The organism is Pseudomonas sivasensis (assembly GCF_052938085.1).
The window spans coordinates 1,964,600-1,984,058 of record NZ_CP176442.1; the positions used below are offsets into that span (position 1 = coordinate 1,964,600).

Consider the following 19,459-nt stretch of genomic DNA (forward strand, 5'->3'; position numbering starts at 1 on the left):
TATTAAGCAATACATTCACGAATGGAGAATGAATTGGATCTCGTGCAACTGGAAATCTTCAAGGCCGTCGCCGAACAAGGCAGCATCAGCGCCGCCGCGCAGTTGATTCATCGGGTGCCGTCAAACTTGACCACGCGGATCAAGCAACTGGAGCAGGATCTGGGCGTGGAGCTGTTTATCCGCGAGAAGAGCCGACTGCGCCTGTCGCCGGCAGGTTGGAATTTCCTCGGTTACGCGCGGCGCATTCTCGATCTGGTGCAAGAGGCTCGCGCGACGGTGGCGGGGGAAGAACCTCAGGGGGCGTTTGCCCTCGGCTCCCTGGAAAGCACGGCGGCGGTGCGTATCCCGGCGTTGCTGGCGGCGTATAACCAGAAGCACACCAAGGTCGAACTGGACCTGAGCACCGGGCCGTCGGGCACCATGATCGAGGGGGTATTGTCGGGGCGCCTGACCGCCGCGTTTGTCGACGGGCCGGTGCTGCATTCGACCCTGGAGGGCGTGGCGGTGTTTGAGGAGGAGATGGTGGTGATCGCGCCACTGCACCATGCGCCGATCAGCCGGGGGCAGGACGTAAATGGCGAGAACATCTATACGTTCCGCTCAAACTGCTCGTACCGGCATCACTTTGAACGCTGGTTCTCACAGGATGGCGCGGTGCCGGGCAAGATCTTCGAGATTGAGTCCTACCACGGCATGCTTGCCTGCGTCAGCGCCGGTGCTGGGCTGGCGCTGATGCCGCGCAGTATGTTGGAAAGCATGCCCGGGTTCGCTGCGGTGAGTGTGTGGCCGCTGATGGACAGCTTTCGCTTGCTGAACACTTGGTTGATCTGGCGGCGGGGGACTGTTTCGCAGAGTTTGAACAGCTTTGTGAAGTTGCTGGAAGAGCGCGGGCTGGTAGCCGCCTGAATCCACTGTGGGAGGGGATAAGCCCCGTCCCACCTGTTTTTTTATCAGCCGCCGAACTGGAAGGTGCCCATGGCGAGTTTCGCCATAATTGCTGTCGCACCCAACTGCACCAGCCACAACGCCAAACCACCAAGGAATACACCGAGGGCCACCTGCAACACCAAACTCTTCTGCCGCTTCACCTGCGGCGCACGTGGGGTGTAGTCGTGCAGTTCGTCGCGGTCGGCGCGCAGGTCCAAGTCGTCGTTTCTCATAGAGCTCTCACAGCAAAGGGGCGGTCAGGGTTCAGTCTAGGGGCTGGACACAAAAAAGGGGAAACCATGGCTTCCCCTTCTGTGCAACGCTAGCAGGTTTACAGCACCTGAACGATTGCCTGTGTGACCGCAGCAATGTTCGACTGGTTCAACGCCGCCACACAGATACGCCCGGTATCCAGCGCGTAGATACCAAACTCGCTGCGCAGGCGGGTGACTTGCTCAACGGTCAGACCGGAGTAGGAGAACATCCCACGCTGGCGACCGACGAAGCTGAAGTCGTGGCCCGGCGCAGCCTTGGCCAGTTCGGCAACCATCTGCTCACGCATGCCACGGATGCGCAGGCGCATCTCGGCCAGTTCGGCTTCCCACTGGGCGCGCAGTTCAGGGCTGTTCAACACGGCGGCAACGATTGCTGCGCCGTGGGTTGGCGGGTTGGAGTAGTTGGTGCGGATCACACGCTTGACCTGGGACAGGATGCGCGCGCTTTCTTCCTTGGAGTCGCCGACGATGGACAGCGCGCCCACACGTTCGCCGTACAGGGAGAACGACTTGGAGAACGAACTGGAGACAAAGAAGGTCAAGCCCGATTCCGCGAACAGGCGCACAGCGGCTGCGTCTTCGTGGATGCCATCGCCAAAGCCCTGGTAGGCCATGTCGAGGAACGGCACCAGGTTCTTGGCCTTGACCACGTCCAGCACGTTTTGCCAGTCGGCCGGGCTCAGGTCGACGCCGGTCGGGTTGTGGCAGCAGGCGTGCAGCACCACGATGGACTGCGGCGGCAGGGCGTTGAGGTCTTCGAGCAGGCCGGCGCGGTTCACGTCGTGGGTGGCGGCGTCGTAGTAGCGGTAGTTCTGCACCGGGAAACCAGCGGTTTCGAACAGCGCACGGTGGTTTTCCCAGCTCGGGTCGCTGATGGCGACGACGGCGTCTGGCAGCAGTTGCTTGAGGAAATCAGCGCCGATCTTCAGGGCGCCAGTGCCACCAACGGCCTGGACGGTCACGACACGACCAGCTTCGAGCAGTGGCGAGTCGTTCCCGAACAGCAGGGTTTGAACGGCCTTGTCATAGGCGGCGATACCGTCGATCGGCAAGTAGCCACGGGCGGCGTGTTGCGCCACGCGAATGGCTTCCGCTTCGGCAACGGCACGCAAGAGTGGAATCTTCCCCTCCTCGTTGCAGTAAACGCCTACGCCAAGGTTGACCTTGGTGGTTCGTGTGTCGGCGTTGAATGCTTCGTTGAGGCCCAGGATAGGATCGCGTGGTGCCATTTCGACAGCGGAGAACAGGCTCATTTTTGCGGCAGCTCTATGGGGGAAGGGAGGGACGTGTCGCGCTCCAGCCGAATGCACTAGAGCGGTGCACAAACGGGGAACTAGTATAGAGGCCATCACGGCTGAGGGCGACAACCGAAACGGCTTTTCGGCCAAGTTTTTCGGTTTATTTGCTGACCGTTAGTCTTATTGCAACGTCGATCCCAGATGGCAGGCAGGACGATTGCCTTGAAACCCGTCACATTCGCCACCACTTCTATGGCTATCATGGTTTTTTCCTACTGCTCGCTCTGAAAGTTCGCGGGTGGTGGTCTATTTCTTCCCCGACGGGTTTACAGTCCGGGGTGACTTCAAGAGGTACGTTATGTCGGATTTCCAACTAGTCACCCGCTTTGAACCCGCTGGCGATCAGCCAGAAGCCATTCGCCAGATGGTCGAAGGCATCGAGGCCGGCCTGGCTCACCAGACGCTGCTCGGCGTGACCGGTTCAGGCAAGACTTTCAGCATTGCCAACGTGATCGCACAGATCAACCGGCCCACCTTGGTGCTGGCGCCAAACAAGACCCTGGCCGCGCAGCTCTACGGCGAGTTCAAGGCGTTCTTCCCGAATAACGCAGTGGAATACTTCGTTTCCTACTACGACTACTACCAGCCTGAAGCTTATGTGCCGTCTTCCGACACCTTTATCGAGAAGGATGCGTCGATCAATGACCATATCGAGCAGATGCGGCTGTCGGCGACCAAGGCGCTGCTGGAGCGCAAGGACGCGATCATTGTCACCACGGTGTCGTGTATCTACGGCCTGGGCAGCCCGGAAGCGTATTTGAAGATGGTGCTGCACGTGGACCGTGGCGACAAACTCGACCAGCGGGAGTTGTTGCGCCGCCTGACGAGTTTGCAGTACACCCGCAACGACATGGACTTTGCCCGCGCCACCTTCCGCGTGCGCGGCGACGTGATCGATATTTACCCGGCCGAATCCGATCTGGAAGCGATCCGCATCGAGCTGTTCGACGATGAAGTGGAGAGCCTCTCAGCCTTCGACCCGTTGACCGGCGAGGTCATCCGCAAGCTGCCGCGCTTCACCTTCTATCCGAAAAGTCACTACGTGACCCCGCGTGAAACCCTGATGGGTGCCATCGAGGGCATCAAGGTGGAGTTGGCCGAGCGCCTGGAATACCTGCGGGCCAATAACAAGCTGGTGGAAGCCCAGCGTCTTGAGCAGCGCACCCGGTTTGACTTGGAGATGATCCTGGAGCTGGGCTACTGCAACGGCATCGAAAACTACTCGCGCTACCTCTCGGGTCGCGAATCCGGCGCGCCGCCGCCGACGCTCTATGACTACCTGCCCGATGACGCGCTGCTGGTGATCGACGAATCCCATGTCAGCGTGCCGCAAGTGGGCGCTATGTATAAGGGCGACCGCTCACGTAAAGAGACGTTGGTGGAGTACGGTTTCCGGCTGCCGTCGGCACTGGATAACCGGCCGATGCGCTTCGACGAGTGGGAGGCTATTAGCCCGCAGACCATTTTTGTGTCGGCCACACCGGGTAACTACGAGGCCGAGCATGCCGGCCGCGTTATTGAGCAACTGGTGCGTCCGACCGGCCTGGTGGACCCGGAAATTGAAATCCGCCCGGCGCTGACCCAGGTCGATGACCTGCTGTCCGAGATCAATAAGCGTGTCGCTCTGGAAGAGCGGGTGCTGGTCACCACGCTGACCAAGCGCATGTCCGAAGACTTGACCGACTATCTGGCCGACCACGGCGTGCGGGTGCGCTATCTGCACTCGGATATCGACACGGTGGAGCGCGTTGAGATCATCCGTGATCTGCGCCTGGGTACCTTTGATGTGTTGGTAGGCATCAACCTGCTGCGCGAAGGTTTGGACATGCCGGAAGTGTCGCTGGTGGCGATCCTCGATGCGGACAAGGAGGGCTTTCTGCGCTCCGAACGCTCGCTGATCCAGACCATCGGGCGGGCGGCGCGAAACCTTAATGGCAGGGCGATTCTCTACGCGGACCGCATCACCGGTTCTATGGAACGGGCGATTGGCGAGACTCAGCGTCGTCGCGACAAGCAGATCGCGTTCAACCTGGAAAATGGCATCACGCCAAAAGGCGTGTTCAAGGACGTCGCCGACATCATGGAAGGCGCCACCGTGCCCGGTTCGCGCAGCAAGAAGCGCAAGGGCATGGCCAAGGCCGCAGAGGAAAGCGCCAAGTACGAGAACGAACTGCGCTCGCCGAGTGAGATCACCAAGCGGATTCGCCAGTTGGAAGAGAAGATGTACCAGTTGGCGCGGGATCTGGAGTTCGAGGCGGCGGCGCAGACGCGGGATGAGATTGGCAAGTTGCGCGAGCGCTTGCTGGCTGTCTGATCTGCGGTGGCTGGGCGGGCCTTATCGGGGGCAAGCCTCCTCCCTCGCTTTGACTTGTGAACACCGTCAAATGTGGGAGGGGCGTTGCGACGATTCGACTTGCCCTCGATGGTTACGCCTCGGTTTTCCAGAAATCACCCAGGCTGTTACCATTCGCCCCTTGTTTCAATTTTAAGTTTTATCGCCCATTCGAGACCCGCCATGACCACCGTCCGCACGCGCATTGCGCCATCGCCTACTGGGGATCCCCACGTCGGCACCGCCTACATCGCCTTGTTCAACTACTGTTTTGCCAAGCAGCACGGCGGTGAATTCATCCTGCGGATCGAAGACACCGATCAACTGCGCTCCACTCGCGAGTCTGAACAGCAGATTTTCGATGCCCTGCGCTGGCTGGGCATTACCTGGGCTGAAGGCCCGGACGTCGGCGGGCCGCACGGTCCGTATCGCCAAAGCGAGCGCAGCGACATTTACAAGCAATACACACAGCAGCTGGTCGACATGGGCCATGCGTTCCCGTGCTTCTGCACCGCCGAAGAACTGGACCAGATGCGCGCCGAGCAACAGGCCCGTGGCGAAACCCCGCGCTACGATGGCCGCGCGCTGCTGCTGTCCAAGGAAGAAGTGGCTCGGCGCCTGGCTGCTGGCGAACCGCACGTTATCCGCATGAAAGTGCCGAGCGAAGGCGTGTGCGTGGTGCCGGATATGCTGCGCGGTGACGTCGAGATCCCATGGGATCGCATGGACATGCAAGTGCTGATGAAGACCGACGGCCTGCCGACGTACTTCCTGGCCAATGTGGTCGACGACCACCTGATGGGCATCACCCACGTACTGCGTGGCGAAGAGTGGCTGCCGTCGGCGCCGAAACTGATCCTGCTTTACGAATACTTCGGTTGGGAACAGCCGCAGCTGTGCTACATGCCGCTGCTGCGTAACCCGGACAAGAGCAAGCTGTCCAAGCGCAAGAACCCGACTTCGGTGACCTTCTACGAGCGCATGGGCTTCATGCCGGAAGCGATGCTCAACTACCTGGGCCGTATGGGCTGGTCGATGCCGGACGAGCGTGAGAAGTTCTCGTTGCAGGAAATGGTCGACAACTTCGACCTGTCACGCGTGTCCCTGGGCGGTCCGATTTTCGATGTCGAGAAACTGTCCTGGCTCAACGGCCAGTGGTTGCGCGATCTGCCGGTGGAAGAGTTTGCCAGCCGCGTGCAGCAGTGGGCGTTGAACCCCGAGTACATGATGAAGATCGCGCCGCTGGTGCAGGGCAGGGTGGAAACTTTCAGCCAGGTTGCACCATTGGCCAGTTTCTTCTTTGCCGGGGGCGTTAACCCGGATGCCAAGCTGTTCGAGTCCAAGAAGCTCTCTGGCGACCAGGTTCGTCAGTTGATGCAGTTGATCCTGTGGAAGCTGGAGAGCCTGCGTCAGTGGGAGAAGGATGCGATCACTGCGACGATTCAGGCGGTGGTTGAATCCCTGGAACTGAAGTTGCGTGATGCCATGCCGCTGATGTTTGCTGCGATTACCGGGCAGGCCAGTTCGGTGTCGGTGCTCGATGCGATGGAAATTCTCGGTCCGGATCTCACCCGTTTCCGTCTGCGCCAAGCCCTTGATTTGCTTGGTGGTGTCTCGAAGAAAGAAAACAAAGAGTGGGAAAAGCTGCTGGGCGCTATCGCATAAGCAGGCCGTTGCAGTGACGAAACCCCGGTTTTCCGGGGTTTCGTCGGTAAGTGATTGTTATCCCGGCAAAAAAATTTGGAAAATGTTGAAAATAAATTTGACACACTTCCAAGCCGCCATTAAGATTCGCCCCGTCCTCACCGATGAGGGGCTATAGCTCAGCTGGGAGAGCGCTTGCATGGCATGCAAGAGGTCAACGGTTCGATCCCGTTTAGCTCCACCAATTTACAGGTTCAAGGTCTGGCCACACCGTCCTTGAATAGATCAGGTCTCAGCTCTGATCGGTTGTACAGAAGGTTTTGTCCCCTTCGTCTAGTGGCCTAGGACACCGCCCTTTCACGGCGGTAACAGGGGTTCGAGTCCCCTAGGGGACGCCATTTTCAACAAGCAGCTCGAAAGGTCTGCTGCGCCGCGAGGCGAAAAATCTGGGGCTATAGCTCAGCTGGGAGAGCGCTTGCATGGCATGCAAGAGGTCAACGGTTCGATCCCGTTTAGCTCCACCAATTTACAGGTTCAAGGTTCCGGCCACACCGTCCTTGAATCGACCGATCTCAGCTCGGTCAGTTGTATAGAAGGTTTGTGTCCCCTTCGTCTAGTGGCCTAGGACACCGCCCTTTCACGGCGGTAACAGGGGTTCGAGTCCCCTAGGGGACGCCACGATTACCCGCTCTGCGGGATTTTTAAGGGTCATTCAATTATTGAATGGCCCTTTTGTTTGTCTGGCGTTTGACCACTTCTCTCATCACCTCCTTTCTTCCTGTTCTGACCAGTGGTCATGACTGTCGCTTGCTAAATATTATTATGGTAATAATATTCAACCCATGAGAGTCGGAGGCTTTGATGAACGATAAAAAAGCGCAAACCCGCGAACGCATTCTGCAGGCCGCCAGCGCCGCGTTGATCCAGCGCGGCCCGGCCGAGCCGAGTGTCGGTGAAGTCATGGGCGCGGCGGGGCTGACCGTCGGCGGCTTCTACGCGCACTTTGAAAGCAAGGATGCGTTGATGCTGGAGGCCTTTACGCAACTGCTGGCAAGGCGTCGCGCCTCCATCGACGATATGGACGCGCAGTTGACCGGAGAAGAGCGCAGGGGGTTGGTTGCGGCGTTTTACCTCTCGCGCAAGCATCGCGACTCCACCGCGCAGGCCTGCCCGATTCCAGCGACTGTAGGGGAGATGGCTCGCCTGCCGGACGCCTTTCGCGACGCGCTGAGCGAACATGTCGAGTTGATGGCTGCTCAGCTTGCCGCAAGCCCTGAAGACACCGACAAGGCCTTAGCCGATATGGCATTAATGATCGGTGGTCTGGCCTTGGCCCGCGCCTTGGGGCCGGGTGAGCTGTCGGACCGAGTGTTGCGCGCTGCCAAGTCGGCTGTGCGATAGGAAGAGGGCTCGCAAAATGGGCGCGTTAACCTGGATTCGTCGCTTCAACGGCACGCTGGGGTACCTGGCGCCGCACACGGTGGCCAACAAGATGCGTCGAGCCTTCATGACGCCCCGCGACCTGCCGCCCCGTGACTGGGAGTTACCGCTGCTGGCGCAATCGGAGCGCATCACCTTGCGCTTTGGCTTGTCGGCCCTGCGCTGGGGGCAGGGTCCGGCAGTTTTGTTGATGCACGGCTGGGAAGGCCGGCCAACCCAGTTTGCCAGTCTGATCACCGCCTTAGTCGACAATGGCTACTCCGTGATTGCTCTGGACGGGCCTGCCCATGGCCGCTCACCGGGGCGTGAGGCTCATGTGCTGCTGTTTGCTCGCGCCATGCTGGAGGCGGCGGCCGAGTTGCCGCCCCTGCATGCAGTGGTCGGCCATTCCATGGGGGGCGCCAGTGCAATGTTGGCGGTGCAGTTGGGGTTGCGTACCCAGGCGTTGGTCAGTATCGCTGCACCGTCGCGTTTCCTGGATGTACTGCGTGGTTTTACCCAAATGGTCGGTTTGCCAGCGAAGGCGCGTTCGGTGTTTATTCAGGAGGTGGAGCAAACATTCGGAATGCCACTCAAGCATTTGGATGTGGCCCACTATCAAATGAATATTCCCGGGCTGATCGTGCACGCTGAAGACGATACCTTTGTCCCCGTCAACGCCTCCCAAGCCATTCACGAAGCCTGGTTCGACAGCCGCCTGCTGCGCCTTGAACAAGGCGGCCACCAGAAAGTACTGGCCGATCCGCGGGTGATCGATGGCGTGCTGGCGCTGTTGGCGGGTTGCCGTCTACAGGAGCGGCAAAGCGCCTGATACACTGCCTCCCGCCGCCATTAATCGACTGGGAGCAAGGCATGGGCTGGGATTTGGCAACGCCGTTTATCATTGACCTGCAGGTCGCCCCTGAGGATATCGACGGCCTGGGGCACGCAAATAATGCGGTGTACGTGTCCTGGCTGGAGCGCTGTGCCTGGCGTCATTCCCAGCGTTTGGGGCTGGACCTGACCGAGTATCGCCGTCTGGACCGCGCCATGGCGGTGGTGCGCCATGAGATTGATTACCTGGCTGCCGGCTACGAAGGCGACGAGCTGCAACTGGCCACCTGGATCGTCGATTGGGACCAGCGTCTGAAGATGACCCGCCGCTTTCAACTGGTCCGCCCGCGTGACGGTGCAACCCTTCTGCGCGCGCAAACCACCTTCGTCTGCATCGAATTGTCCACGGGCAAGCCCAAGCGCATGCCGAGCGAGTTTCTCGATGGCTATGGCCCCGCCCTGACAGGGGGTTAACGGTTGCCGTAGGAAACCCAGTAAACTGCGCCACGATTTTTGTTGAGTGTTTTCCATGCAAATTGCTTTGGCGCCCATGGAAGGGTTGGTCGACAACATCCTGCGGGACGTGTTGACCCGTGTGGGCGGTATTGACTGGTGCGTGACCGAGTTTATCCGCGTCAACGACCGCCTGCTGACCCCGGCGTACTTCCACAAACTTGCTCCAGAGCTGCTGCACGGTGCCCACACCGCTGCGGGCGTGCCCTTGCGCGTGCAATTGCTCGGTTCCGACCCCGTGTGCCTTGCGGAGAATGCCGCACTGGCCTGTGAGCTGGGTTCGCAAGTGATCGATCTGAACTTTGGCTGCCCGGCCAAGACCGTCAACAAGTCCCGAGGCGGTGCCGTGCTGCTCAAGGAGCCGGAGTTGCTCAACCAGATCGTTGAACACGTGCGGCGTGCGGTGCCTGCCCATATCCCGGTGACTGCCAAGATGCGCCTGGGCTTCGATAGCCCGGATGGCGCGCTGGTGTGCGCCACGGCCCTGGCCGAAGGCGGTGCGGCGCATATCGTGGTGCATGCGCGTACCAAGGCCGATGGTTACAAGCCGCCGGCTCATTGGGAGTGGATCCCGCGAGTCCAGGACGTGGTCAAGGTGCCGGTGTTCGCTAATGGCGATATCTGGAGTGTCGAAGACTGGCGCCGCTGTCGGGAGATCAGCGGCGTAGAGGACATCATGCTTGGCCGTGGCCTGGTGGCGCGCCCTGACCTGGCGCGGCAGATTGCAGCAGCGCGCGCAGGCGAGGAAGTGGTCGAAATGACGTGGGCAGAGATGCAGCCCATGCTCCGCGAGTTCTGGACCCAGTCGGTAGCGCAACTGACTGAAAAACAGGCGCCTGGGCGATTGAAACAATGGTTGGCGATGTTAACGCGTAATTACCCGCAGGCGGTGGAACTGTTTACCGCCCTTCGTCGCGAGACGGATGTGCGGCAGGTAAGTTGTCTATTGGGTATGAGTCATCCTGACGTGCTTTAAATGTTGATGTAAGTCATTCGGGCTGTATGACAAATTCAACGTGAGCGGTTGGCATTGATCAAGGAACTTTTTTGGGGGGATGGCCACGTAAGGGTTGGGCGTCAGGTAGTTAGTGCGTAAAAAATACTGGTCTTCTGTATTGCTGCTATCTGCCGTCTTAACTCGGATAAATATAGGACTAAAATTCTTATGCGTGATCCAGTTGTGAGCCGTACCTATGGCGTTAATTCCGTTTACTCCCCTAACTGCGGTTCCAGTGCGACGTTGCCCATCCGTGCCTCAGGCCCTGGTTGCGGCATCCGGTTTGGGTGTTATAACCCGCCCCCGCCAACATACTGTGTACCCTGCAAGCCAGCCCCGCCAAAGCTTTGCAGGCCTTGTAAGCCAGCCCCGAAGAAGCAGAGTTTTTTTTCCAAGATTGGCAGCTTTTTCGGAAAAGTCTTTGACAAAGTCGGCAGTGTTTTCAGTGGGATTGGTAAGGTGTTGGGGGGAGTAGTAAAAGCACTTAGTCCGCTGATAAGTCTGGCGGCGCCGTTATTAGGTCCGGTCGGGTTGGCGATTTCCGGTGCGGTTAGTATCGGTGGTTCACTTGCTGCTTCGATGTTTGAAAAGGTGGGTGGGGCCATGAGCGGATTGAAGTCGTTTTTTAAAGCGTAATGTTTTAGCAATTGATTAATGTATTGGCGTTGGCCTGAAAAATAATCGACTGTCGCTGTTCGTCATGAAAGTAGCAGTCGACTATTTAATAGTTATATCAGCAATTGCCTGAACTCTTTCAGCGGTAGCGGCCTGCTGTAAATGAACCCTTGATACAGATGACACCCCAACGCTTGCAGGAATGCCAGTTGCTCGGGGGTCTCCACACCCTCGGCAATCACCTCCAGATTCAAACTGCGAGCCATCGCCACGATCGCCCTGATGATTTCCGCGTCGTTTGGATCATGGGTCGCGTCTCGCACAAACGACTGATCGATCTTCAGCGCGTCCACCGGCAGGCGCTTGAGGTATGTCAGTGAAGAGTAACCGGTGCCAAAGTCATCCATCGCAAAGCTCACGCCGAGCTTCTTCAGGCGGCGCATCTTGTTGACGGTGTCATCCAGGTTCTGGATCACGATACCTTCGGTGATTTCCAATTTCAGAAGGCTGCAGGGCAAGGAATGCTGCTTAAGGCTGTGCTCCACCCGTTCCACGAAATCGTTCTGGCGAAACTGCCGGGGGCTGATATTCACGCATAGACTGAAATTCAGCGGGTCCACCAAGCCTTCTTTGATCAGTTGCCCAAAGGCGGCGCAGGCCTCATCAAGGATCCAGGTGCCCACTTCAAGGATCAGGCCGCTGTCTTCCAGCACCTTGATAAATTCCGACGGTGACTGCGCACCCAATTGTGGGTGCTGCCAACGCACCAGTGCCTCCGCACCTACGATCTTGTTACCGCGCGCATCCACCTGGGGTTGGTAATGAACGCTGAATTCGCCGCGCGCCAGGGCCAGGCGCAGGTCGGTTTCCATGCGCAGGCGTTCGCTGGCGGCTTTTTGCATGCTGTTGTGAAACATCTGCGTGGTGTTGCGCCCTGAGTCCTTGGCGCGGTAAAGGGCAATGTCGGCGCGCTTGAGCAGGTCGGCCGGTGTGGAGCCGTGATCGGGAATCAACGCCACGCCAATGCTCGGCGTGACCTGCAATCTGTGCCCGTCCAGGAACATCGGCTCCGAAAGCAATTCACGCAGGGTGTCGGCCAGTTCCTGCACCTGGTTGCTGACTTCCTGGCGCGAGCCATCCAGGCCGCTGAGCAGCACCACGAATTCATCGCCACCCAGGCGCGCCACGGTGTCTTCCATGCGCACGCTGGCTTCCAGCCGCGCGGTGACGATTTTCAGCACGGTGTCGCCGACCGGATGGCCCAAGGAGTCATTGATGTGCTTGAAGTGGTCAAGATCGAGGAACAGCAGCGCGCCGCGTAGGTTATGGCGTTTGAGCAGGGCGATCTGCTGGCTCAGGCGGTCCATCAACAGCGCACGGTTGGGCAGGTTGGTCAGCGGGTCGTGGTAGGCCAGATGGCGGATCTGCGCCTGGGCGTTTTTCAGCAGGCTCACGTCCCGCGCGGTCAGCAGCAGGCACGGGGTTTCATTCAGGGTGATGGGCTCGACCGAGACTTCTACTGCCAGCACTTCACCGCGTTTGTTGTGCCAGAGCATTTCCAGATGGTGAATGCGGCCCTTGATCTGCAACTCGGCCAATAGCGCCGAGCGTTGGTTCTCATCGGCCCAGATGCCGATCTGGTAAAAAGTCAGGCCAATAGCTTCTTCAGCTCGCAAGCCGGTCAGGCGGCAGAAGCCATCGTTGACCTCCACATAGCGGCCGGTGTCGCGCTCGGTGATGGAAATCGCGTCAGGGCTGGAATGGAAGGCCTTGGCGAATTTCTCCTCGCTGGCCTTCAGCGCGGCCTCGGAGCGCTGTTGTTGGGTGATATCGCGCAACGTCGTAACGATGCACGCTTGATCTCCGACCTTGATCAGGCGGCTGGAAATCATGCAGGTCAGGCTGTGGCCATTCTTGTGATGCACCACCACGGCCACGTTGCTCAACGACTGCTCGCGAATGACCCGCTCGATACGCTCCAGGCGCTGGCTGGAATCATCCCATAGGCCGATCTGGTCAGCGCTCTTGTCGATTACCTCGGCAGCGCTCCAGCCAAAGGTTTGGGTAAAGGCCGGATTGATCTCGATAAAGGCGCCACTCTCCAGGCCTGTGACGCAGATCGGGTCGGGGCTGGCCTGGAACAGGCTGGCGAATTTTTCTTCGGAGGCGCTCAGGCGTTGTTCGCGCTCCACTTGGTCTGTGATATCGAGCAGCGTGCCGGCCATGCGCAGGGGTAAACCTCGCTCGTCGCGGTACAGGCGAGCACGGCTTTCCAGGTAGCGCGAGCTGCCATCTTCCATGGCCACGCGGTAGGTCAGTTGGTAGTTTCCGGCAGGGCCTTCGCGCAGGGTGCGGTAGGCGTTGCGCATGTTGTCCCGTTCCTCGTTGGGCATGCCTTCGAAAAAGGCGTCGAAGGATTCGTGGAACGGTTCGGACGGCAGACCGTGCAATTGGGCTGCGCGCGCCGAGCCATAGAGCATGCCGCTGGGAATGTGCCAGTCCCAAGTGCCCAGTTGTGCCGAGTCCAGCGCCAGGTCGAGGCGCTCCTGACTGTCCTTGAGCGCCTGCTCTGCATTTTTGCGTTCGGTGGTGTCGAGGAAGGTGCTGATCAGATAGGCCTCACCCTCCAACTCGACTTTTTGCGCGCTGAGCGTGCCATTGTGGACTTGGCCGTTGCTGGCGCAAAACTGCACCTCCATGGTAATGGGCTCGCCCTTGCGCTGCGTGGCCTTGACCAATTGTGCGCGTTGTTCCGGGTGGCGCCACAGGCCCAGTTCCAGGGTCGTGCGGCCGATGGCATCGCCCAAGGGCCAGCCGAAGAGCATCTCGAAATACTGGTTGGCTTCGCTGATCAGGCCGTCGGCCCGGCGCGTCAGCAGTACCATGTTCGGGCACAGGTGAAACAGCGTGGCGAAGCGTTTTTCGGAGTGCCCGAGGGCGTTTTCACGTTCACGCTGGTGGGTAACCTCGCGGATCACCCCGATCATGCGGCGCCGACCGGTTTTGTCCGGCTGCAGGCTGCCGTTGATTTCCAGCCAGTGAAAGCTGCCGTCAGGCCATTGGATGCGGTGATGCATGGCCTGCTCAAGCGGCTCGCCGGCCAGTACGGCGTGAAAAGCCCGTACCACTCGGGCGCGATCGGACTGGGCCAGCAAGTCAAGGTAGTCCAGGTCCTGGGGCAGCGGTTGGCGCGGATCAAAACCAAACAACGCCTGGGTGCCCCGTGACCAACTTATGCGGCCGGTGTCTATTTCCCAGCACCATGCGCCCAGCCGCGCAGCATTAAGGGCTGCCAGCAGTTGTGGCGCGCTCTCCCAGCTTTGTTCCGCCTGTTGAGGGTCCAGCGCGTAAATGCGGGGTAGGGGTGGCACGGGGTCGACGGGGTTGCGCATTATCAAAGGGCCTTGATTCGATGGGCAAACAGCACGGTGTTACTCAGAACCCGAGGCCGCACAGTGTCATGCCGGTATCCCTGGCAAATCCATCTGTGCGTCCAATAGGCTCATGAAAGCCCGCGCAGCATTCGACAGCGTCCTTTCGGTGTGCACGATATAGCCTAGCTGGCGACTGAGTTGTATGCCTGGCAAAGCGATACTTGCCACCTGATCGTCGAGCATGGTGCGCGGCAACACGCTCCAGGCCAGGCCGATAGACACCATCATTTTGATAGTTTCCAAGTAGTTAGTACTCATCGCGATGTTCGGGGTAAGGCCTTGGGCCTCGAACAACCGGCTGACAATATGGTGGGTAAACGTGTTGCCGCCAGGGAAAACCGCCGGATGGCCGGCAATATCAGCCAGGCTGATGGAGCCGTTACTGATCAGGCTATGCTCCGGCGCCACCACAAAGTCCAGCGGGTCGTCCCACACTGGCGTGGCGCGCACCAAGTTGTGGGGATCGGGCGCCAGGGTGATCACTGCCACTTCAGCGCGGCCATGGAGGATTTCTTCGTAGGCCACTTCAGAATCGAGAAATTGAATATCCAGCGCCACGTTCGGGTATTCCCGTGTAAAGGTTCGCAGGATAGGCGGCAGGCGATGCAGGCCTATATGGTGGCTGGTGGCTAATGTGAGCCGCCCGCTGACCTCGCCGGTAAGGTTGGTGAGGGCGCGGCGGGTGTCGTCCAGCACATTGAGAATCTGGTAAGCGCGCGGGAGCAAGGCGCGTCCGGCCTCGGTCAGGCCGACTTCGCGGCCCAGGCGATCAAACAGTCGCACCTTCAATTGCTGTTCCAGGCCGGCGATACGTTTGCTGATGGCCGGTTGGGTCAAGTGCAGGCGTTCTCCAGCGCCGGAGAAGCTGCCGATCTCGGCGATGGCGATAAAGGCATTGAGGTTGGCCAAGTCCATTGTGGTATTCCAGTTGGTAATCCAAAGCATAAAAAATATGAATTTGAGTTATTTAATGTAGCGCCATACCATCAGCCTCACAAGCCAAAGGGTTATTGAAAAGCCCGGCGAATGAAATACCGCTGATGAGGATCGACTGATGGCCGGCAAAACGCTTTACGACAAGCTTTGGGATTCCCATGAAGTGAAACGGCGCGATGATGGGTCGTCGCTGATCTATATCGACCGTCACATCATCCATGAAGTGACCTCGCCACAAGCGTTCGAAGGCCTGCGACTGGCCGGGCGCAAGCCTTGGCGCGTCGACTCGATCATCGCCACCCCGGATCACAACGTACCGACCACCCCGGAGCGCAAGGGCGGCATCGACGCCATCGTCGACACTGTGTCGCGGTTGCAGGTGCAGACCCTCGATGATTACTGCGATGAATATGGCATCACCGAATTCAAGATGAATGATGTGCGTCAAGGCATCGTCCATGTGATCGGCCCGGAGCAGGGCGCCACCTTGCCAGGCATGACCGTGGTTTGCGGTGACTCCCACACGTCGACCCACGGTGCCTTCGGCGCTCTGGCTCACGGTATCGGCACCTCGGAGGTCGAGCACGTGTTCGCCACCCAGTGCCTGGTTGCCAAGAAAATGAAGAACATGCTGGTGCGCGTCGAAGGCAAGTTGCCGTTTGGCGTCACCGCCAAGGACATCGTCCTCGCTGTGATCGGCAAGATCGGCACCGCTGGCGGTAACGGCCATGCCATCGAATTCGCCGGCAGCGCCATTCGCGACCTCTCCATCGAAGGCCGCATGACCATCTGCAACATGTCCATCGAAGCCGGTGCCCGCGTGGGCATGGTGGCGGCGGATGAAAAGACCGTCGAATACGTCAAGGGTCGTCCTTTCGCACCGGCTGGTGCCGATTGGGATGCCGCCGTCGAAGCCTGGAAAGACTTGGTCTCCGACGCTGATGCGGTGTTCGATACCGTGGTCGAACTCGACGCTGCCCAGATCAAGCCGCAAGTCAGCTGGGGTACTTCGCCGGAAATGGTCCTGGCCGTCGACCAGAACGTGCCGGACCCGGCTCAGGAAGCTGACCTGGTCAAGCGCGGTTCCATCGAGCGCGCCTTGAAGTACATGGGCTTGAAGGCCAACCAGGCAATCACCGACATCCAGTTGGATCGCGTGTTTATCGGTTCCTGCACCAACTCGCGGATCGAAGACCTGCGCGCTGCGGCGGTGATCGCCAAGGGACGCAAAGTCGCCTCGACCATCAAGCAGGCCATTGTGGTTCCGGGCTCAGGCTTGGTTAAAGCCCAGGCTGAAGCCGAAGGCCTGGACAAGATCTTCCTCGAAGCCGGTTTTGAATGGCGTGAGCCGGGCTGCTCGATGTGCCTGGCGATGAACCCGGACCGCCTGGAGTCGGGCGAGCATTGCGCGTCGACCTCCAACCGTAACTTCGAAGGGCGTCAGGGCGCCGGTGGCCGTACCCACCTGGTGAGCCCGGCCATGGCCGCCGCCGCTGCCGTCAACGGTCGTTTCATCGACGTTCGCGAATTGATCTGAGGAATACCCGATGAGAGCTTTTACCCAACACACAGGTCTTGTCGCGCCGTTGGACCGTGCCAACGTGGACACCGACCAGATCATCCCAAAGCAGTTTTTGAAGTCGATCAAACGCACCGGTTTCGGCCCTAACCTGTTCGACGAGTGGCGCTACCTGGACGTGGGCTACGCCTACCAGGACAACTCCAAGCGCCCGCTGAACAAGGACTTCGTGCTTAACGCCGAACGCTACCAAGGCGCCAGCGTGTTGCTGGCCCGGGAAAACTTCGGGTGCGGTTCCAGCCGCGAGCACGCGCCGTGGGCCCTGGAAGAATATGGCTTTCGCAGCATCATCGCGCCGAGCTATGCCGACATCTTCTTCAACAACAGCTTCAAGAACGGCCTGTTGCCGATCATCTTGACTGACGAAGAAGTCGACGAGCTGTTCAAGCAAGTGGAAGCCGATGTGGGCTACCAGTTGACCGTCGACCTCGCTGCGCAAACCGTGACTCGTCCGGACGGCAAGGTGTACCACTTTGAGGTGGACGCCTTCCGTAAACACTGCCTGATCAACGGCCTGGACGATATCGGCCTGACCTTGCAGGACGGTGATGCGATTGCGGCGTTTGAAGCCAAGCACCGGGCGAGCCAGCCTTGGCTGTTTCGCGACGCCTAAATTGATATAGGCAGGACCGGCCTCATCGGGGGCAAGCCCCCTCCCACATTTGGAATGCGTTCCCCTGTGGGAGGGGGGTTGCCCCCGATAGGGCCGGTACTAGCAACGCAACCCTTGAAGGATGCCACCATGACCAACACCGCCCACACCCAAGTCGTGCAAAAACAATTCGGCGAACAGGCGTCTGCCTACCTGAGCAGTGCCGTGCACGCCCAGGGCACAGAATTCGCGCTGCTGCAGGCAGAACTGGCCGGGCAGGGCAGTGCGCGACTGCTGGATCTCGGTTGCGGTGCCGGTCATGTGAGCTTCAATGTGGCGCCGCTGGTCAAGGAAGTGGTGGCCTATGACCTGTCCCAGCAGATGCTTGATGTGGTGGCTGCCGCTGCGCAAGATCGCGGCTTCACCAATATCAGCACCGTAAATGGCGCCGCCGAGCGCCTGCCGTTCGCCGATGGCGAGTTCGACTTCGTGTTCAGCCGCTACTCGGCCCACCACTGGAGCGACCTTGGCCTGGCCCTGCGTGAAGTGCGCCGCGTGCTCAAGCCGGGCGGCGTGGCGGCCTTTGTTGACGTGTTGTCACCGGGTAGTCCGCTGTTGGACACTTACCTGCAGACCGTCGAGGTGCTGCGCGACACCAGTCACGTGCGCGATTACTCCGCCGCCGAGTGGATGCGTCAGCTCAGCGAAGCCGGTTTGCATGTACGCAACAGCAGCCGCCAGCGCCTGCGCCTGGAATACACCTCGTGGGTCGAACGTATGCGTACACCGCAAGCGCTGCGCGCCGCGATCCTGGAGTTGCAGCAGGCGATGGGCCAGGAAGTGCGCGATTACTACGAAATTCAAGCCGACGGCACCTTCAGCACCGATGTGCTCGTGGTATGGGCCGAACGCTGATTAATTTTCCCGACCTGCCCACGGGCAGGTCGCTCGATGAAATGAGGAACCCATGAGCAAGCAGATTCTGATTCTCCCTGGTGACGGTATTGGTCCGGAAATCATGGCCGAAGCGGTCAAAGTCCTGGAACTCGCCAACAGCAAGTACAGCCTGGGGTTCGAGCTGAGCCACGACGTGATCGGCGGCGCCGCCATCGACAAACACGGCGTGCCACTGGCCGATGAAACCCTGGACCGCGCCCGTGCTGCCGATGCTGTGCTGCTCGGCGCCGTGGGTGGTCCGAAGTGGGACAAAATCGAACGTGACATCCGCCCTGAGCGCGGCCTGCTGAAGATCCGCGCGCAACTGGGCCTGTTCGGCAATCTGCGCCCGGCGATCCTCTACCCGCAACTGGCCGACGCGTCGAGCCTGAAGCCGGAAGTGGTGGCTGGTCTCGATATTCTGATCGTGCGTGAGTTGACCGGCGGCATCTACTTCGGCTCGCCACGCGGCGTGCGCGAACTGGAAAATGGCGAGCGCCAGGCCTACGACACCCTGCCGTATAGCGAGAGCGAAATCCGCCGTATCGCCCGTGTCGGTTTCGACATGGCCCGCGTGCGCGGCAAGAAAGTCTGCTCGGTGGATAAGGCCAACGTACTGGCCTCCAGCCAACTGTGGCGCGAAATCGTCGAGGAAGTGGCCAAGGACTACCCGGATGTCGAACTGAGCCACATGTACGTGGATAACGCCGCCATGCAACTGGTGCGCGCGCCGAAGCAATTCGACGTGATCGTCACCGACAACCTGTTCGGCGACATCCTGTCCGACCAGGCGTCGATGCTCACGGGCTCTATCGGCATGCTGCCTTCGGCGTCGCTGGACACCAACAACAAGGGTATGTACGAGCCTTGCCACGGTTCGGCGCCGGACATTGCGGGCCAGGGCATTGCCAACCCGCTGGCGACCATTTTGTCGGTCTCGATGATGCTGCGTTACAGCTTCAACCTGAGCGATGCGGCGGACGCGATCGAGAAGGCCGTGAGTCTGGTGCTGGATCAGGGTTTGCGCACCGGTGACATCTGGTCGCAGGGTTGCACCAAAGTCGGTACGCAAGAAATGGGCGACGCAGTAGTCGCCGCGCTGCGGAATCTGTAATCTCTCGGGCCCGC

The 19,459-nt window shown here is 59.7% G+C and carries 15 protein-coding genes and 4 tRNA genes; 15 read left to right on the plus strand and 4 right to left on the minus strand.

The features are described 5' to 3' along the window. The first annotated feature begins 33 nt into the window (after nucleotides 1-33). A complete protein-coding gene (gene ptrR, locus ACKZ62_RS09195) occupies nucleotides 34-906 on the plus strand; it encodes a putrescine utilization regulator PtrR (protein ID WP_032885963.1) in 873 nt (290 codons plus the stop codon). A gap of 44 nt (nucleotides 907-950) precedes the next feature. Here ptrR and ACKZ62_RS09200 read toward each other — a convergent pair whose 3' ends face one another. Then, on the minus strand, nucleotides 951-1,160 hold the full coding sequence (locus ACKZ62_RS09200; RefSeq protein WP_032885847.1) for a hypothetical protein: 210 nt from the start codon (nucleotides 1,158-1,160) through the stop codon (nucleotides 951-953). Nucleotides 1,161-1,258: 98 nt separating this feature from the next. Further along, the gene (locus tag ACKZ62_RS09205) at nucleotides 1,259-2,455 is read right to left on the minus strand and encodes an amino acid aminotransferase (RefSeq protein ID WP_032885846.1); all 1,197 of its coding nucleotides are present in this window, start codon (nucleotides 2,453-2,455) and stop codon (nucleotides 1,259-1,261) included. Nucleotides 2,456-2,798: 343 nt separating this feature from the next. On the opposite strand from ACKZ62_RS09205, the gene uvrB reads away from it, so the two are divergent. The 10 genes from uvrB (at nucleotide 2,799) to ACKZ62_RS09255 (ending at nucleotide 10,218) form a co-directional block, all read left to right on the plus strand. Next, nucleotides 2,799-4,814, plus strand: a complete 2,016-nt coding sequence (gene uvrB / locus ACKZ62_RS09210; protein WP_032885845.1) for an excinuclease ABC subunit UvrB — start codon at nucleotides 2,799-2,801, stop codon at nucleotides 4,812-4,814. Between the two features lie 201 nt (nucleotides 4,815-5,015). Continuing rightward, nucleotides 5,016-6,497, plus strand: a complete 1,482-nt coding sequence (gene gltX / locus ACKZ62_RS09215; RefSeq protein WP_032885844.1) for a glutamate--tRNA ligase — start codon at nucleotides 5,016-5,018, stop codon at nucleotides 6,495-6,497. A gap of 147 nt (nucleotides 6,498-6,644) precedes the next feature. After that, nucleotides 6,645-6,720 (plus strand) — tRNA-Ala (locus ACKZ62_RS09220). A gap of 78 nt (nucleotides 6,721-6,798) precedes the next feature. Further along, nucleotides 6,799-6,874: transfer RNA gene (locus ACKZ62_RS09225), tRNA-Glu, on the plus strand. Between the two features lie 50 nt (nucleotides 6,875-6,924). Next, nucleotides 6,925-7,000: transfer RNA gene (locus ACKZ62_RS09230), tRNA-Ala, on the plus strand. 78 nt (nucleotides 7,001-7,078) lie between these two features. Continuing rightward, nucleotides 7,079-7,154: transfer RNA gene (locus ACKZ62_RS09235), tRNA-Glu, on the plus strand. A gap of 183 nt (nucleotides 7,155-7,337) precedes the next feature. Continuing rightward, complete coding sequence (locus ACKZ62_RS09240) at nucleotides 7,338-7,877, plus strand: TetR/AcrR family transcriptional regulator (protein ID WP_032888304.1); 540 nt, start codon at nucleotides 7,338-7,340, stop codon at nucleotides 7,875-7,877. 16 nt (nucleotides 7,878-7,893) lie between these two features. Next, a complete protein-coding gene (locus tag ACKZ62_RS09245; RefSeq protein ID WP_447096570.1) occupies nucleotides 7,894-8,727 on the plus strand; it encodes an alpha/beta hydrolase in 834 nt (277 codons plus the stop codon). Between the two features lie 41 nt (nucleotides 8,728-8,768). Further along, on the plus strand, nucleotides 8,769-9,203 hold the full coding sequence (locus ACKZ62_RS09250; protein ID WP_032888298.1) for an acyl-CoA thioesterase: 435 nt from the start codon (nucleotides 8,769-8,771) through the stop codon (nucleotides 9,201-9,203). 55 nt (nucleotides 9,204-9,258) lie between these two features. Further along, nucleotides 9,259-10,218 (plus strand): tRNA dihydrouridine synthase, encoded by a 960-nt coding sequence (locus ACKZ62_RS09255; RefSeq protein WP_032888297.1) that lies wholly within the window; start codon nucleotides 9,259-9,261, stop codon nucleotides 10,216-10,218. A 749-nt stretch (nucleotides 10,219-10,967) separates the two neighbouring features. On the opposite strand, the gene ACKZ62_RS09260 is transcribed toward ACKZ62_RS09255, so the two are convergent. Continuing rightward, entirely contained in the window at nucleotides 10,968-14,246 is a 3,279-nt protein-coding gene (locus ACKZ62_RS09260) for an EAL domain-containing protein (protein WP_032888294.1), read from the minus strand. Nucleotides 14,247-14,312: 66 nt separating this feature from the next. Next, nucleotides 14,313-15,203: a LysR family transcriptional regulator gene (locus ACKZ62_RS09265; protein WP_032888291.1), complete on the minus strand. Its 891-nt coding sequence runs from the start codon at nucleotides 15,201-15,203 to the stop codon at nucleotides 14,313-14,315. 139 nt (nucleotides 15,204-15,342) lie between these two features. Between ACKZ62_RS09265 and leuC the strand changes: the two genes are divergently transcribed. The 4 genes from leuC to leuB all read left to right on the plus strand — a co-directional run bounded on the left by leuC (nucleotide 15,343) and on the right by leuB (nucleotide 19,445). Further along, on the plus strand, nucleotides 15,343-16,761 hold the full coding sequence (leuC, locus tag ACKZ62_RS09270; RefSeq protein ID WP_053128838.1) for a 3-isopropylmalate dehydratase large subunit: 1,419 nt from the start codon (nucleotides 15,343-15,345) through the stop codon (nucleotides 16,759-16,761). A 10-nt stretch (nucleotides 16,762-16,771) separates the two neighbouring features. Continuing rightward, nucleotides 16,772-17,416, plus strand: coding sequence for a 3-isopropylmalate dehydratase small subunit (gene leuD, locus ACKZ62_RS09275; RefSeq protein ID WP_032888286.1), 645 nt, complete (start codon nucleotides 16,772-16,774; stop codon nucleotides 17,414-17,416). A 129-nt stretch (nucleotides 17,417-17,545) separates the two neighbouring features. Continuing rightward, entirely contained in the window at nucleotides 17,546-18,310 is a 765-nt protein-coding gene (locus tag ACKZ62_RS09280) for a class I SAM-dependent methyltransferase (protein ID WP_122680517.1), read from the plus strand. Between the two features lie 52 nt (nucleotides 18,311-18,362). Beyond that, nucleotides 18,363-19,445, plus strand: a complete 1,083-nt coding sequence (leuB, locus tag ACKZ62_RS09285) for a 3-isopropylmalate dehydrogenase (protein ID WP_017530190.1) — start codon at nucleotides 18,363-18,365, stop codon at nucleotides 19,443-19,445. The last annotated feature ends 14 nt before the right edge of the window (nucleotides 19,446-19,459 follow it).